15 protein-coding genes and 1 tRNA gene are annotated in these 14,032 nt (G+C 49.3%); 1 reads left to right on the top strand and 15 read right to left on the bottom strand.

Annotated elements, in window-relative coordinates:
• The 11 genes from rplI to rpsF all read right to left on the bottom strand — a co-directional run bounded on the left by rplI (position 1) and on the right by rpsF (position 11,490).
• Positions 1–447, bottom strand: coding sequence for a 50S ribosomal protein L9 (gene rplI / locus BLQ82_RS20740; RefSeq protein WP_062526087.1), 447 nt, complete (start codon positions 445–447; stop codon positions 1–3).
• Positions 444–2,450, bottom strand: coding sequence for a DHH family phosphoesterase (locus BLQ82_RS20735; RefSeq protein ID WP_062526089.1), 2,007 nt, complete (start codon positions 2,448–2,450; stop codon positions 444–446). The genes rplI and BLQ82_RS20735 overlap by 4 nt, the downstream gene beginning before the upstream one ends.
• An 11-nt stretch (positions 2,451–2,461) precedes the next feature.
• Positions 2,462–3,379, bottom strand: a complete 918-nt coding sequence (locus BLQ82_RS20730) for a DUF2232 domain-containing protein (protein WP_062526091.1) — start codon at positions 3,377–3,379, stop codon at positions 2,462–2,464.
• Between the two features lie 6 nt (positions 3,380–3,385).
• Positions 3,386–3,688, bottom strand: coding sequence for a MazG-like family protein (locus tag BLQ82_RS20725; protein ID WP_025707985.1), 303 nt, complete (start codon positions 3,686–3,688; stop codon positions 3,386–3,388).
• Positions 3,689–3,875: 187 nt separating this feature from the next.
• Entirely contained in the window at positions 3,876–4,301 is a 426-nt protein-coding gene (locus BLQ82_RS20720; protein ID WP_020425709.1) for a CBS domain-containing protein, read from the bottom strand.
• 142 nt (positions 4,302–4,443) lie between these two features.
• Positions 4,444–5,469 (bottom strand): LCP family protein, encoded by a 1,026-nt coding sequence (locus BLQ82_RS20715; protein WP_062526184.1) that lies wholly within the window; start codon positions 5,467–5,469, stop codon positions 4,444–4,446.
• A 416-nt stretch (positions 5,470–5,885) separates the two neighbouring features.
• Entirely contained in the window at positions 5,886–7,601 is a 1,716-nt protein-coding gene (gene opp4A, locus BLQ82_RS20710) for an oligopeptide ABC transporter substrate-binding protein (protein ID WP_062526186.1), read from the bottom strand.
• A 181-nt stretch (positions 7,602–7,782) separates the two neighbouring features.
• A complete protein-coding gene (locus BLQ82_RS20705) occupies positions 7,783–9,777 on the bottom strand; it encodes an endonuclease MutS2 (RefSeq protein WP_062526093.1) in 1,995 nt (664 codons plus the stop codon).
• Between the two features lie 586 nt (positions 9,778–10,363).
• Entirely contained in the window at positions 10,364–10,636 is a 273-nt protein-coding gene (rpsR, locus tag BLQ82_RS20700) for a 30S ribosomal protein S18 (protein WP_020425713.1), read from the bottom strand.
• Between the two features lie 21 nt (positions 10,637–10,657).
• Positions 10,658–11,158: a single-stranded DNA-binding protein gene (gene ssb, locus BLQ82_RS20695; protein ID WP_025706807.1), complete on the bottom strand. Its 501-nt coding sequence runs from the start codon at positions 11,156–11,158 to the stop codon at positions 10,658–10,660.
• 47 nt (positions 11,159–11,205) lie between these two features.
• Complete coding sequence (gene rpsF, locus BLQ82_RS20690; RefSeq protein WP_025706808.1) at positions 11,206–11,490, bottom strand: 30S ribosomal protein S6; 285 nt, start codon at positions 11,488–11,490, stop codon at positions 11,206–11,208.
• Between the two features lie 218 nt (positions 11,491–11,708).
• On the opposite strand from rpsF, the gene BLQ82_RS20685 reads away from it, so the two are divergent.
• Entirely contained in the window at positions 11,709–11,906 is a 198-nt protein-coding gene (locus BLQ82_RS20685; RefSeq protein WP_062526095.1) for a YjzC family protein, read from the top strand.
• Positions 11,907–12,265: 359 nt separating this feature from the next.
• On the opposite strand, the gene BLQ82_RS20680 is transcribed toward BLQ82_RS20685, so the two are convergent.
• The 4 genes from BLQ82_RS20680 to BLQ82_RS20665 all read right to left on the bottom strand — a co-directional run bounded on the left by BLQ82_RS20680 (position 12,266) and on the right by BLQ82_RS20665 (position 13,903).
• A tRNA-Ser gene (locus tag BLQ82_RS20680) sits at positions 12,266–12,356 on the bottom strand.
• A gap of 47 nt (positions 12,357–12,403) precedes the next feature.
• Positions 12,404–12,613 carry a DUF951 domain-containing protein gene (locus BLQ82_RS20675; RefSeq protein WP_039832203.1) on the bottom strand — a complete coding sequence of 70 codons (210 nt, stop codon included), beginning with the start codon at positions 12,611–12,613 and terminating at the stop codon, positions 12,404–12,406.
• Positions 12,613–13,638, bottom strand: a complete 1,026-nt coding sequence (locus BLQ82_RS20670; protein ID WP_062526097.1) for a mechanosensitive ion channel family protein — start codon at positions 13,636–13,638, stop codon at positions 12,613–12,615. Before BLQ82_RS20670 ends, BLQ82_RS20675 begins: the two co-directional genes overlap by 1 nt.
• On the bottom strand, positions 13,631–13,903 hold the full coding sequence (locus BLQ82_RS20665) for a putative Se/S carrier protein (protein WP_062526100.1): 273 nt from the start codon (positions 13,901–13,903) through the stop codon (positions 13,631–13,633). Before BLQ82_RS20665 ends, BLQ82_RS20670 begins: the two co-directional genes overlap by 8 nt.
• Positions 13,904–14,032 lie beyond the last annotated feature (129 nt).

Here is a 14,032-nt window from a genome sequence, read left to right as displayed (position 1 = left end):
TTACTCCTCCGTTACCTGAACCGTGAGGTTAGCCTTTACTTCAGTATGCAGCTTCACCGCTACCTGAAATGTACCCACATGGCGGATTGAATCACTCAGTTCAATTTTGCGTTTGTCAATTGTGATGCCGTGGGCAGCTGCCAGAGTTTCACCGATCTGCTTGCTGGTAATGGCACCGAACAGCCGGCCGCCTTCGCCAGCTTTGGCCTTCAGCGTCAGCGTCAGCTCGTCAAGCTTCTTGCCCAGCTGAACCGCTTCCTCTTTCTCCTGATCCTTGCGGCGCTGTTCTGCAGCCGCCTGATTCTCCAGCGTCTTGACATTGCCTTCCGTAGCCGGGCGAACCAACCCCCGCGGCAGCAGGAAGTTGGCTGCATAACCCTCTGATACCTCTTTGACTTGCCCTTTCTTGCCTTGACCCTTAACATCTTTTATGAAAATGACCTTCATTCGAACAGCCCCTCTTTCGCTTCAATTTCGGCCAGTACTGCAAGCAGTCTGGCTTCTGCTTCCTTGCTTGTTCCTTCAAGCTGTACGGCGGCGTTGGACAAGTGGCCGCCGCCCCCCAGCTTTTCCATAACCACCTGCACATTCATCCGCCCGAGCGACCGGGCGCTGATGCCAATAAGGCCGTCAGGCCGCTCGCTGATGACAAATGAAGCCACCACGTTCGTCATACCCAGCAGTGTATCCGCCGTCTGGGCAATGAGCAGCTGCGGAATCTTCATTCCCGGCTCCGTCACAACAAGCGCTATATGATCATACACCATCCGGGCATGTTTGATAATTTCCGCTTTGGAAATATACTCTTGCAGATCCTCCTTCAGCATCCGCTGAATCAGAATCGTATCCGCCCCGACCCGGCGTAGAAACCCTGCGGCTTCAAAGGTTCTGGAGCCGGTGTGAAGCGCAAAATGCTTGGTGTCTACTGTAATTCCGGCGAGCAGCATCGTAGCTTCCAGCGGGCTGAGCTTGATCTTGTCATGAATGTACTGCAACAGCTCTGTTACCAGCTCACAGGTAGACGAGGCATATGGCTCCAGATAGACCAGCACAGCATCGTTTATGAACTCCTCACCTCTGCGGTGATGGTCTACAACTACAATCCGGCTGGCATACTGCACCAGCCGCGGCTCCATGGTCATGGATGCCTTATGGGTATCCACCACAATCAGCAGCGTGTGCTCCGTCATGACCTGGAGTGCTTGTTCCGTAGAGATAAAGGATTTGTTCAGCTCTTCATCCCGGCGGATCTGCTCCATCATCCGGGTGATGGAAGGATTCGGTGTCTCCATCACAATGTTAGCTTCCACATTGTACATCTGGGCCGCCTTAAGCAGACCAATCGCAGCCCCTACAGCATCGATATCAGGCGTCCGGTGGCCCATGATCAGGACCCGGTCACTTTCCTGCATCAGATCGCGCAAGGCGTGCGCAATAACACGGGCCCGCACTCTTGTGCGCTTCTCCGCGGCATTGCTCTTGCCGCCATAGAAGGACAGCCGCTGGCCTGCCTTCACGGCCGCCTGGTCTCCGCCCCGGCCGAGAGCCATGTCCAGGCTGGACTGTGCCAGCGCCCCGAGCTCACTGGCAGACTCCGAACCATAGGCGAGTCCGATGGACAGCGTCATCGGCACCTTGAGATCTGCGGTCATTTCCCGCACCTCATCCAGAATCACGAACCGGCTTTCTTCGAGCGCCTGCAGGCTGCGGTGATTGAGCAGCATAAGATACCGCTCCGAAGACAGCCGGCGCAGGTACACTTCATACTGCTTGCTCCACTCCGTAATCTCGCTGGCCACCTTAGCGATCAGGGACGTGCGCTGCTGATCGTCCATGCCTTGGGCCGCTTCATCAAGATTATCCATCATCACAATGCCGATCGCGAGCTTTTCTTCCTCGTACCGTTCGCGCAGCACCACAAGCTCAGTAATATCATACAGATACAGCAGCCGCTCGCTGGGGATGATTACCACCTGATAATGGCGTTCATCCACTGCTATTTCCTTACGGATCTCCTTCAGTGCATTTTCTTTGGAAGTTTCCCGTTTGACCGGTACATGTCCAGCCGCGGAAGGCATAACATCAGGCAGCAGTTCCTCAATTTCTTCTCCGACCAAAGACTTCCGTGAAAAAATATCACCAGCGCTGCGGTTGTTCCATTCTACTTTACGGTCCTCACTGTACAGGATAATGCCCAGCGGAAGCATACTGACCGCTTCACCCTCAACCCGCTTAATTCGAAAGGATAGCCCATTGATATATTCCACCAGATTCCGCCGGAACGAGAGCTCCGCCTGCAGCATGGAGAAGCAGAGGGTCCCGGCCAGAAACAGACTGGCGACACCAATAACCCAGTTATAGAAGCTGACTACTATAATCAGCAGCAGCAGCAGCATAAACGCCCATACGGTATGATAGCCGTGCCAGCGTCTTTGCAGAAATTTTGGCATGAGCTCTCACCCTATCGTTTCGATTTCGTCACAAGCTCGCGCAGCGGGAACGCCAGGTCGACTATACCGATAATCCACAGCCCCGGCATTAGAATCACCGGGATTGCCAGCAGGAGCGCCACAACCTTGCTCCATTTGCGCTCATAGACCAGGAAGAAAAGGAACCCGATGGTCTGAATGATAAAAGCAATTCTTAGCAGCGGCAGCAGATTGTCCGAAATCATCGGCATAAATCCGCTGTCTGCTCCCCCAAACACGAGACTGAGCACGACACCCAGCAGATAATACCAGATGAACGATCTTGGCAGTCTCCATTCCCGGGCCGGCTTCATTCGCGGCACGGCATATTCCATGCTGTTCAGAATCGGACGGACAATGGAATGCGTGATCACAGCTATCATAAACGAGCTGATGATCAGTGTCATTGGAATGATCTGGACAGTCATATGGCTAATCGTACTTACGTCCTCCGAGGAGAGTTTCAATTCGGACATCAGCGGATTGCTTGCCCCCAGCTCCGATAGCGGTGAATTCACCATCTGCAGCACATCATTCACATAGGTGGTAAGGTCAAAATTGAACAATGCTGTTCCCAGCAGCAGCAGCAGCAGGAATTCGGCCAGGATGGTAACCATTCCGGCGAGCAGAGTGGACATCGCTGAAGAGCGTTTCTTATACCACCGTCCCATGACCAGGGCGGGGATTAAGAAATAGACCGCTATTAAGACATAGACGGGTGTGATCAGACCGACAATCAGCAATACAGGCAGAATATGAATAATAAACTGCTTGGTATTCAGAGTAGTGAACAGCACTACCGCCGGTATAATCATAAATAGTGTAGTGATAATGAGCAGTGGGGTTGATAACGAGAGCAGCAACAGCAGATACGCTATGCTCCATGCCACCGATGTCCAGCGAAATTTCAACAGTATTCACCTCTTACGCATATGTTCTTCTAACGCAGATATATCCTGATACCATTCTTCCAGTTGATGCCCTTCCTGCCTGTGCTTTCTGAGCTTCTCAATCAGCAGATCGTCGAGCTCGCGGTACGGGATGCCCAGTCTGCGTCCCAGAATGTAGGAGCTCATGATCAGACTGGCCAGACTGTCTCCTACACGCGCGGTGCTGCCTTCCCAGAGCGCTTTAAATAACCGTGAGACTTGATCAATTACTTCAGTCTTCAACCATTCAATTACTTTGGCGCGTTTCGCCACATCCAGATCCTTCGGCACATTGGGCACAGTCTCTCTACCTCCGGCAAAAAACATTATTCTCAATTATAGCATAAATATTTCCCAGCTACACGGGACGTCCACCGCCCCGGAAATTCAGGGCTGCGCTTTCAAAAAAGGCCCGCTTTCCGTGACCGCCGGAAATACAGGCCTTGGTACATCTTACTCAACTGCCGGTAATAAGTGGTTATAACGATTCCTGCGACTGGCGGGAAACCACCTTCTCGCAATACTCAATAATCTGACTCCGGCGGACAATACCGATAAACCGGTTCATGTCATCAACCACAGGCACAAAGTTCTGCACCTTGGCCAAATTAATCAAATCCTCCATATCCGCATCAATGGATACCGGCAGATTATTCATCCGCAGCGGAACATCCTTTAGCAGATATTTTGAAGCATTTTCGAAAGTCACCGCCCCGCCTGAATCCTTCATATACCACAGCAGATCGCCTTCCGTTACCGTCCCGGCATATTCTCCATTCCGGTTCAGAATCGGTACAGCCGTATAGCGGTGAAATTCCATCCGTTCGAGAGTCTGGCGCAGCGTTGAATCCAGGGTTACGCAGGCGACCTCTTGTTTCGGAAGTAAAAAAAACGCAATATTCATCTCTTGATCCTCCTCAAAGAGTTCCGAAGGAATTATTATGCCAATCATCCGTTCCAATTCATTATACCATGAGAACAGTAAGCAGCAGCCATTAAGATTGTATATGGCTGCTGCAGTTCCTGCTTATTCTTTTTTTGGGGGATTACTGCGCTGCGGCTGTAGCCGCAGGCTCCAGCGCGTTTTGCGCTTTTCCCGGCTCGATTAATTGATCTACCGGCGTGCTGGCGTTCATCCAATTGTCAATCATGGCCTTGGCTTCAGTCAGGTCCTCTTCATCTACAATATCATAATAAACCCCGCCGATACGTTCACCCTCACCCATCACAGTGAAGCTGGAGATGTCCATATCCTTGCCGCCCATAAACTTTTTGGCAAGACTGATGATCATGGAAGGCTGAATGTCCGTCTTAAAGTTATCGCCCATAATGTCCAGCAGCTCCGGAATATTTCCAATTTGACTGATCGACAGCATTTTGTTCGCAACGACATCAATGAAAACCTGCTGCCGTTTGGTACGGTTGAAGTCGCTGTCCTCACGATAACGGGTGTAATTAAGAGCCTCTTCCCCATTATAGTTATCCTTGCCGCCTTCAATAGTGAATTTTTCATGATCCTTGCCTTTGTTCACAATATCTTTTTTGATCGGCAGCGGAACACCGCCAATCGCATCTACCGCATCTTTCAATCCTTGAAAATTAATGGTGGCATAATATTGAATATCGTGCCCGAGCAGGTTTTCCAGGGTGTCCTTGGCCATCTGCTGCCCGCCAAAAGCATAGGCATGCGTAATTTTATCCTTTTTATTGTCGTCATGTCCAATGATCTCAGTGTAGGTATCCCGCGGTATGGAGATGAGCAGGATCTTGTAATCCTCCGGACGGATAACCGCGTAGATCATAGTATCCGAACGGGCAGTCTCATTCTTGCGCTGGTCAGTCCCCAGCAGCATTAGAGAGAACGGGTCACTTTTGTAAACAACCGGTTCGGGTTTGACCGTAGTAGTGCCGTCATTAACGAGAGGCTGGTAGGATTCCTGCTTCAGCTTATCCTCGACCCGATCCGACAGAAAAAGATCGAAGGCCAGTACGGCCAGCGGTTTTTGGAACAGAAAGCCGCCGCCAATGATTACCACCAGCGCAGCAATCAGAATGATATATCTTTTTTTCATTTTTCTGAATTTTTTCATGATTTTTGATTCCTTCTTTATGGTGGAATGTATATATTATTGCTCGCGATCTATTTTCAATGCTTGCCGGGAGTGTTCCAGGCAGTCATGGCTGGGCTTTTCTTGGCTGGTATGGGTTGCCCCGATTCAGTGTTATAATTCCCCCCTTTCAGGAATTCGGGTCATTCTAATTGTAGAATAAACTTGGAAACCTGCCTTGACACATAAACAATATTTCTATTGTAATCACTTGGCGCCCAAAAAGAAACAACAAATAACGACAAGTTTAGTACTGAAGCTGCTTGTATTCTATAAAGTATATGACGCACAAAACTTGATTTTGATTCGTATTTTGCAAAAAAAGAGCAAAGCTGCGGTGTACGCCTCCATCCGGCGGTGCCTCCCGAGCTTTGCTGCAATTACTTTTCTTCCTTTATCCACCATGTCTGCGGGTCAATAATGTTGCTCATTGAATTCACCCTCACATTCTGCAGACGTTTGTTGACGGCCGTTATATTAATGCGCTCAGCAAAAAAGATCATCGGCACTTCGTCGTTCACTAATTTTTGCCATTCGTAATAGACCTGCTTGCGGTACTCTTTATCATAAGATTTGATTCCCACACCTTCCCGGATCAACTCTTCATTGCGTTTTGAACTGAAGCGCGGATAATTCCACAGATCAATTTCTCTCCATAACCCGGACGGGTCCGGGTCGCTGGCCAGCCCCCATACTCCGTTGAAGAGCTCGACTGAGGGATCATCATGCTCTACAGCTTCATAAAAGTCATTAAGATCCTTAAGCTTGCCGCCATTTAACCGTACATCCAGTCCAACGTCACGCCAATTCTGCAGAATAGCGCGGGTCCGTGCTTCTGCCGTTGTGCTTCCTGTCATAGCATCATAATGAATAACAAATGGAGCGCCTTTTGGGTCCTCCCGGAATCCATCGCCATCCCTGTCCACGTACCCTGCTTCATTCAGCAGCGCCTTTGCCCTCTCCGGACTGTAGGGATAAGTATTGATTTCTGAATCGGGAATCTTCGCCCAGCTTGAGCTGGGAACCGGTGTTTCAATCAGACTGCCGAGACCGTAGGAATATTGGTTAATGATCCCTTCACGGTCCAGCGCATAATACATAGCCTGCCGCAGACGTTTATCCGCGAATTTCGGATTATCCATGACAATCTTCTGGGTCTCTTGATCCCAGGATCCAAATTTGAATCCTATGTATTCGTAAGACAGCTCAGGCGACTGCAGAATATCCACCTGGTCCAGCTGCTTCAGCGAGACATACGCATCACGCGGGGCAGTAGCGATATCAATCACATTCTTATCGAGAAGATTCACGATTTCCTTATCATCGAACACCTTATACTTCACACCGTCCAATAGCGGTCTTCCCTGATAGTAATCCTCAAAGGCCTTCATCTCCACCAGCTGTCCCGGCTGGATATGGGTCACCTCAAACGGGCCAATGCCGATGGGATGCTTTCTCACCGGATCACTGTCCGGCATATCCTTAACCGCGATCCCGCTGTACACCCTTTTGTTCATCGGGTACGGCCAAAGATTATCCAGCGCATTTACCCTTACACTATTCATGGTTATTCTCAGGGTATAAGGGTCAATTACCTTAATGCCGCTGATTTCCTTGGCTTCTCCCTTATGGTAGGCTTCCACGCCTGTAATCATTTCTACGCTATAGTACCGTGACCCCGTATACTCTGGACTGGCAATGGTTTCTAGCGCGAATTTCCAATCCTCTACCGTTAATTCATCGCCATTGTGCCACCGGACACCCGGCCTTATTCTGAACGTGAACACGGTGTGATCATCTGATTCCTGCCAGGAAGCAATGCCCGGAACCGTGGTTAAGTCATCTTTTACTCTGAACATAGCCTCTGTAATGAATTCCAGTACCTGGTAGTCATCCTCGCCTTCATAAAAAGCAGGTTCAAACAGCCCTTGAAACGGAGAGGAGTATCCGTATGTAATCGTTCCTCCAGCTGCAGGCACTTCGGCCTCCTTATTCGAAAGAACTCCATAGGAAAGCCGCTCCGAGCCTATTCCGCTGCAAGCCGAAAGCATTAACGCCATCGCCAGCACCAGCCCGCAATATCTGCGCTTCATCATATTATTCTTCCCTTCCGCCATGTAAGCGTTATCCAAAAAAGTTTTCTTTATATTCTTAAAGTTTTATTGTCATAGTATTTAAGACTACATTATTGAGAATATACAATTTTCGTCCTAAAGTGAAGCCTTTATAGAAAAAAGCCTGCCCTCGCGGGCAAGCCTTAAGCTTTTTCTGCAATCATTATTTTTCTTCTTCCTCGTGAATAATGCTTAGTCCCTCCACATGCTTTTTCCGCATCAGCTTGCGCTTTTTCCGTGTGTCCTTGCTTTCGAAAATGATATCAAAATCGTATTCTTCAGGATACAGCTCCTCCTTCGAAAGGTATGGCTTTAGGCGCTTATGGTTGAATCGCATTTTTTGCTTTTGGATCATGACACCCACCATTCCCATTGCATCCCTTGTCTCGTAGACAATCCCCATCCTGCCCAGCGAATTCACATACACAGCATCACCGATTTCAAAATCCTTTTTCGGCGCCTTTCCATCCCCTTCTTGGGCAGGCCTCTGTTCAACCGCCGGAACTTTGACCGGCCCTGCTGCTTCGGTTGGGAGCTGTTCTATACGCTGCAGCTCCTGCTGCGCTCTTTCACCGGGTCTGTGGTGTCCTGAACGGTTCAGACTGTTCCAGTGTCTTCTGTCCCCGTCCACTTCGCGCTGCTCCTCCACAAGCTGCTGCGAGCGCCGGATAACGGTCTCCGGAATTCCCAGCTTCTCGGCTATCTGCAGGGCATAGCTTTCGCCTGCTTCACCAATCGTCAACCGGTACAGCGGCTGCAGGGTATCCTTGTCAAACTCCATCCGCGCATTCTGGAACCCGCTGGTAGAGGCTGCAAAAACCTTAAGCTCATTAAAATGGGTAGTCACTATGATATTTGCGCCTTTACGGTTCAATTCCTCAAGTATAGCAATCGATAGCGCAAAACCCTCTCCCGGGTCCGTACCAGCCGCCAGCTCATCGATCAGCAGCAGTACACCCTTGCCCGCATCTCTCAGCATTCCCTCAATACTCTTCATTTGTGCCGAAAAAGTGCTCAGGGACTGAGTCAGACTCTGCCCGTCGCCGATTACACTGATTACATCCGTAAAAACTGTAAAGTCGCTGCCTTCCTCTACAGGCACCAGGAGACCGGACTGCACCATTAAGGTTAATAGTCCCAATGTCTTGAGCACGACGGTTTTGCCGCCTGTATTGGGTCCGGTGACTATTAGTGATTTATATCCGTTGCCGAATTCCAGACTGACGGGGATCATTCCTTCCAGCTTGGGATGCCTGCCCCCATTCATTCTCAGATAGCCGCGGTCGTTCAGAGCCACACTTCTCGCCCCCATCGTCCGGGCGTATTTGGCTTTGGCAAAGATAAAATCGTAATTGCCCGTGATCTCAATATTCAGCCGCAGCGCCGCCTGTTCCTGCTCCAGCAGGCCGGTCAGCATGCTTAGAATCAGCATCTCCTCCCTGGCCTCTTCAGCCGCCAGCAATTCAAGCTCCCCTTGCAGCGAAGCGACCTCATAGGGCTCTACAAAAACGGTTTGCCCGCTGGTGGACTGATCCAGCACCGCTCCCTTTACCTGCTTGTGATATTCCCGTTTCACTGGAATCACATACCGCCCGCCGCGCATACTAACCAGATTCTCCTGCAGGATTCCCTGGTGTTTAGCCATTACAGCTTCAATCTTCCGCTGCAGCCGGTCCTTAGCCACAGCCAGCCGTTTCCGGACCCGTTCCAGCCCCTTGCTGGCGTGGTCGTCAAGGGTCCCTAGCCGGATGCAGCGTTCAATCTCCTCCCGCACCCCGTTCAGTTCCACCAGAGACGCCGCATAGGATGCGATTCGCGGAGCACTCTGCTCTTTGGCCTGCATGTATTTGCGGAGCTGACTGCAGCTTTGCAGAAATACCGACACCGCCATAAAATCCTTCTCGCTGTACAAATATCCGGTGCCCAGCAGGGACATCAGCCACTCCATTCCCTCCAGAGAAGGGATCGGTACACTTGCCCCTCTTTCCAAAAGCTCCTTCGCCTCAGCAGTTTCGTCCAACGCCCGGTGAACCGCCGGTAAATAGGTCATCGGCGCTAGGCCGCTCACCGCCTTTTTCCCTTCATAAGATACTGCATAACGTCCAAGATCCTGCTTCATTTCTTCATATTGCAGTGTTATTTGGCTTTCAGTATTCATTGATACCATTCCTCCTTATACCTCGCCTGAGCTCCCAGGGCGGGTTTCTGTTCTGCCCCAACGCAAAAAGGGCAAAGACTGCCGCTACGGCGGTCCTTGCCCTCATCTGCTGCTGTTATCCTCTTTGTGTTCCAGGCCGTTTCCGCTTACGGGAAATTAAGCCTGAAGACAGAAAAAACCGTGCTGCAAGAGCACGGTTTAATCACAAAGAGAACAACAGCCGTAAAGAGGCCATATGACGCTTCGCGTGTGTCCTTAACTAATTCATCCATCCTCCCGAAACTGGAATACATCCTGCCGGACATACTCAAACACAACCCACCTTATGGATAAAGCGGGCCTTGTGCAGCTTACGGGTCAGACGATATGAAATTGCTTAGTTAAGAACGCTCACCAACATCAAAATTTCCCCTTTAGTTATAGGATACCTGTAATTTACTACATTCTGCTGTCTGCGTCAAATGCCTGAACTGCAAACTGCAGATTTCTGAAAAAGGGTAAACCGGCCTTCGCCGTATTCTGCCGCTGTTCGTTACAAATTCATCTAAAAAAGCAGCCGATTACCCGGCTGCTTCGTAAAAACGTCCTATTCCGTTGTGTAAGGCAGCAGCGCGATTTGACGCGAGCGTTTTACAGCAATGGTCAGAGCGCGTTGGTATTTTGCACTTGTACCTGTTACACGACGCGGCAAGATCTTTCCGCGTTCGCTGATGAACTTCTTCAGAAGCTCAGTGTCTTTGTAGTCAATGTGAGTAATCTTGTTCACAGTGAAGTAGCACACTTTTTTGCGCTTGTTGCGTCCACCACGACGTGCCGGTCTTTTGTCGTTTTCTCCGCCTTCTCTTTGTTTGAAAGCCATGTCAGTTCAGTCCTTTCCTAATTAAAATGGCAAATCATCGTCCGATATATCGATCGGTTTTCCATCGCCCGAAAAAGGATCTTGATTATTGTTGTTACGCGAGAAATTATTGTTATTTCCGCGTCCACTGTTACCGCCGCCACCATAAGATGGTTCTTCAGGTACATTCCCGCCACTTGGCGCATTGCCACCTTCACGGTTCTGCGAGGATTCCAGAAAACGGACATTATCAGCAATAACTTCAGTAACGTATACACGTTTGCCTTCGTTATTCTCATAATTCCGTACTTGGATGCGGCCTTCCACGGCTGTCAGACGTCCTTTGCGCAAGTAATTGGCACAGGTCTCAGCCAGCTGTCTCCAGGTTACCACCGGGATGAAGTCCGCTTCGCGTTCACCGTTCTGGCCCGTAAAGTTGCGGTCTACGGCGAGCGTAAACTGCGTTACAGCAACACCAGCAGGAGTATAACGAAGTTCCGGGTCACGGGTCAACCGACCGATCAGAATGATACGGTTCAACAATTCTGTCCCCTCCTTATAAGCGATTCGTTACAAAGCTTGTCAAGATCTTAGGCAACGTCGTTCGTAATGAGATAACGAATGACTTCGTCAGAAATCTTCATGATACGTTCCAATTCAGTAACTACTGCAGGTTCTGCAGTGAAGTTAACCAAAACATAAACGCCATCACGGAATTTCTTGATCTCATACGCAAGACGGCGTTTACCTTGCACATCGTGCTTTGTAATTTCTCCGCCGTTGGAGATGATGCCTTGGAATTTTTCGACTGCTGCTTGAACGGCTTCTTGTTCAATGTCAGGACGAATAATGTACATGACTTCATATTTGCGCATAATTTTCACCTCCTTATGGTCTGAGGCCCCTGATCACGTCAGGAGCAAGGAACGAGCACAAACATAGACTCGCACCAAATTAATATACCAAATTGTTCAGAAGAGTGCAAGTAATATTTATGAAGGGCGGTCATGGATACTTTTTGATTACATGAAGGCCGGCCGATGCGCGCACAATAACACAGTAATACCCACTTTCTTTAAGGAGGAATCGTTCAATGGGCGAACAAACCGAATACGAAAAAGGCGACAAAGCCCCCAATCCGGGCATCTATACGGAGGTAGGCGAAGCACGCAGCTTTCATACCCAAATTCAGAATCCCAAACGCATCGAAATGAAGAAAGGTGACACCTTTCCGGAAACCTCTAATAAAAACCGCAAGTGGAAAAAGGCAGAAAAGGCACGGGTCCATTAATTTTTTTCGCAGCATGTATAAAAAAAACATCATGACACATACTATTCTCAGGCAGTACAAAAGAGAGGTGTGGTTCCGTTGGACGTCGTAGACGAACACAATCACAAGGATTCTGAATCAGCATCTATTGTAAATCGGGGAGAGTAAAGGCTGCCCCTTAAAAAAGGGTTAAGCCTGGCAAAACCTGCATCACTTTAGCGGCTATAGACAGAAAAAATCCGAACATCATTGATGTACTGCCTCTCAAGAGGGACCCGAAAAGGTCCCTCTTTTGTTTTTACTTAAACAACGCGCAATAAATAAAAAAACCTTCGTTATCTCAACGAAGGATTCATAAGTAAACGTATGTAGAACTAAAGTGGCGGAGAGGGTGGGATTCGAACCCACGCACGCTGTGACACGCCTAACTGATTTCGAGTCAGCCCCCTTGGGCCTCTTGGGTACCTCTCCGCAGCAAGATTTATTGTACCATGCCAGTTTTACTTTTGCAAGTTTAATTATTCGTGGTTTTCACCCTCGGCGGAACGCAGCACTTTTTTCATATTTTTCTCGAACTTAGCCCGGGGAATGAGTACACTGTGATGACAGCCGGTACATTTAATCCGGATATCCATCCCCATCCGGATGATCTCCATTTCATTGGTGCCGCAGGGATGCGGCTTTTTCATGAGAACAATATCGCCAAGTCCAAAAATCTTCCGTTCCATTACTTCTCCCCCTTTTCTCCCTCATGCGTGGCGGCAACCTGTCTGTCAGGTCTGACCTCCGATGATTCACGCCCGCTGTGCGACGCCTCCAAGGCCTCCATTTCCCTCACAGCCCTTTCAGCCTGTTCCGCTTGTTCACGCGCCTCCTGCTCAGCCTTAGCCGCCTCAAGCGCCGTCTGTTTCTCCAATGCCCGCTTGATATCGCTTTGGATTTGCCGCTCAGCAGCATCCCTGGCATTCGGAAGACAATTGGCCGCTACGCGAATCACATATTCCGAGGTGCTCATCGACTGAATCCCCAGAATATTCGGGTAGGCTACGACATTTGAGTTCCGCTCCTCTATCCCCTTAAGCGCTTCTCCGATCAGAGCGAGCGTAGCCTCCAGCCCCCTTTCAATCTTCACAGGAACATCCACTACCGCGAGCGCATTGGCCAGCGAATAGTTCGTTACGTTAATAATGGTGCCATTGGGGATAATATGCACCTCACCGGTAGTACTGAGCAGTCTCGTCGTTCTGAGGCCAATCATTTCTACCGTCCCCTTGTAGGTACCGGTCTGAATCACATCACCAACTGCGAACTGATCCTCAAAGATAATAAAAAAGCCTGTAATTACATCCTTAACCAAACTCTGCGCGCCAAACCCGATGGCAAGTCCGACAACTCCGGCTCCCGCCAATAATGGCCCCAAATCGAAATGGAACTCAGAAAGAACCAGCATGATCATTACAAAATTGCAAATGAACGTAACCACATTTTTCAGCAGCCCGCCAACGGTTGAAAATCTGCGGCTATCTCCCAATAATCTTCCGCGGCTCTCCTTTTCCATTGAACGGTCAATCACCTTAGATACAATCTTTATAATGATTCGGGTCAAAATAAAGATTAAAAGAATACGCAGCCCTGCAAATAGTACGTTCGCCCACATATTCGCATCTGTTAACAAATTCCATACTTTATCCTTGAACTTTACCGCACTTTGCACAGCATTTGCAGCAGTTGCTTCAAGCATCCACCTATTCATCTAACCCCTCCTCTTCCCCAATCAATGCGTAGCCGCCTTCTTCCATCTCTCTAAAAATCCCGCGTATTTCAACACTCTGCTCTTCTACAATCTTCCGAACCTCACCCAGCGCTCCGCGAAAGAATTGGATCGACATTGCACACCCGGCAGTAATCTCCTTCGGAGTAGGAAAAATATCAATTTCGATCTCTGCATATTCAAGCAGCATCTCTGCGCGCAGCGCCTGCTGGGTCGAGTCAAAAGCAATCAGGAGTTCCTCATCCATATGCAAGTCTCCTTCTGGGTTTATCGTCCTATCTCTTTTCCGCGAAGTATAAAAAACATTTTTCATCCATATACTAGGAACATTAGCAGGCTATCAAGCTGATAGGTCAATTGCTAACCTTGCTGGTAT

It is taken from the genome of Paenibacillus jilunlii, assembly GCF_900102965.1.
In the GTDB taxonomy this organism is placed as follows: Bacteria; Bacillota; Bacilli; order Paenibacillales; family Paenibacillaceae; genus Paenibacillus_AQ; species Paenibacillus_AQ jilunlii.
Note: the sequence above shows the minus strand (reverse complement) of the source record. Positions and strands in the feature narration are given on the sequence as shown.

Bases quoted from the DNA above. Each gene is read 5' to 3' on its own strand.
- opp4A (WP_062526186.1), bottom strand. From the start codon at position 7,601: ATGATGAAGCGCAGATATTGCGGGCTGGTGCTGGCGATGGCGTTAATG.
- BLQ82_RS20665 (WP_062526100.1), bottom strand. From the start codon at position 13,903: ATGGATGAGGAACTCCTGATTGCTTTTGACTCGACCCAGCAGGCGCTG.
- BLQ82_RS20735 (WP_062526089.1), bottom strand. From the start codon at position 2,450: ATGCCAAAATTTCTGCAAAGACGCTGGCACGGCTATCATACCGTATGG.
- BLQ82_RS20675 (WP_039832203.1), bottom strand. From the start codon at position 12,613: ATGGAACGGAAGATTTTTGGACTTGGCGATATTGTTCTCATGAAAAAG.
- BLQ82_RS20715 (WP_062526184.1), bottom strand. From the start codon at position 5,469: ATGAAAAAAAGATATATCATTCTGATTGCTGCGCTGGTGGTAATCATT.
- BLQ82_RS20705 (WP_062526093.1), bottom strand. From the start codon at position 9,777: ATGAATACTGAAAGCCAAATAACACTGCAATATGAAGAAATGAAGCAG.
- rplI (WP_062526087.1), bottom strand. From the start codon at position 447: ATGAAGGTCATTTTCATAAAAGATGTTAAGGGTCAAGGCAAGAAAGGG.
- rpsR (WP_020425713.1), bottom strand. From the start codon at position 10,636: ATGGCTTTCAAACAAAGAGAAGGCGGAGAAAACGACAAAAGACCGGCA.
- BLQ82_RS20670 (WP_062526097.1), bottom strand. From the start codon at position 13,638: ATGAATAGGTGGATGCTTGAAGCAACTGCTGCAAATGCTGTGCAAAGT.
- BLQ82_RS20685 (WP_062526095.1), top strand. From the start codon at position 11,709: ATGGGCGAACAAACCGAATACGAAAAAGGCGACAAAGCCCCCAATCCG.
- BLQ82_RS20720 (WP_020425709.1), bottom strand. From the start codon at position 4,301: ATGAATATTGCGTTTTTTTTACTTCCGAAACAAGAGGTCGCCTGCGTA.
- rpsF (WP_025706808.1), bottom strand. From the start codon at position 11,490: ATGCGCAAATATGAAGTCATGTACATTATTCGTCCTGACATTGAACAA.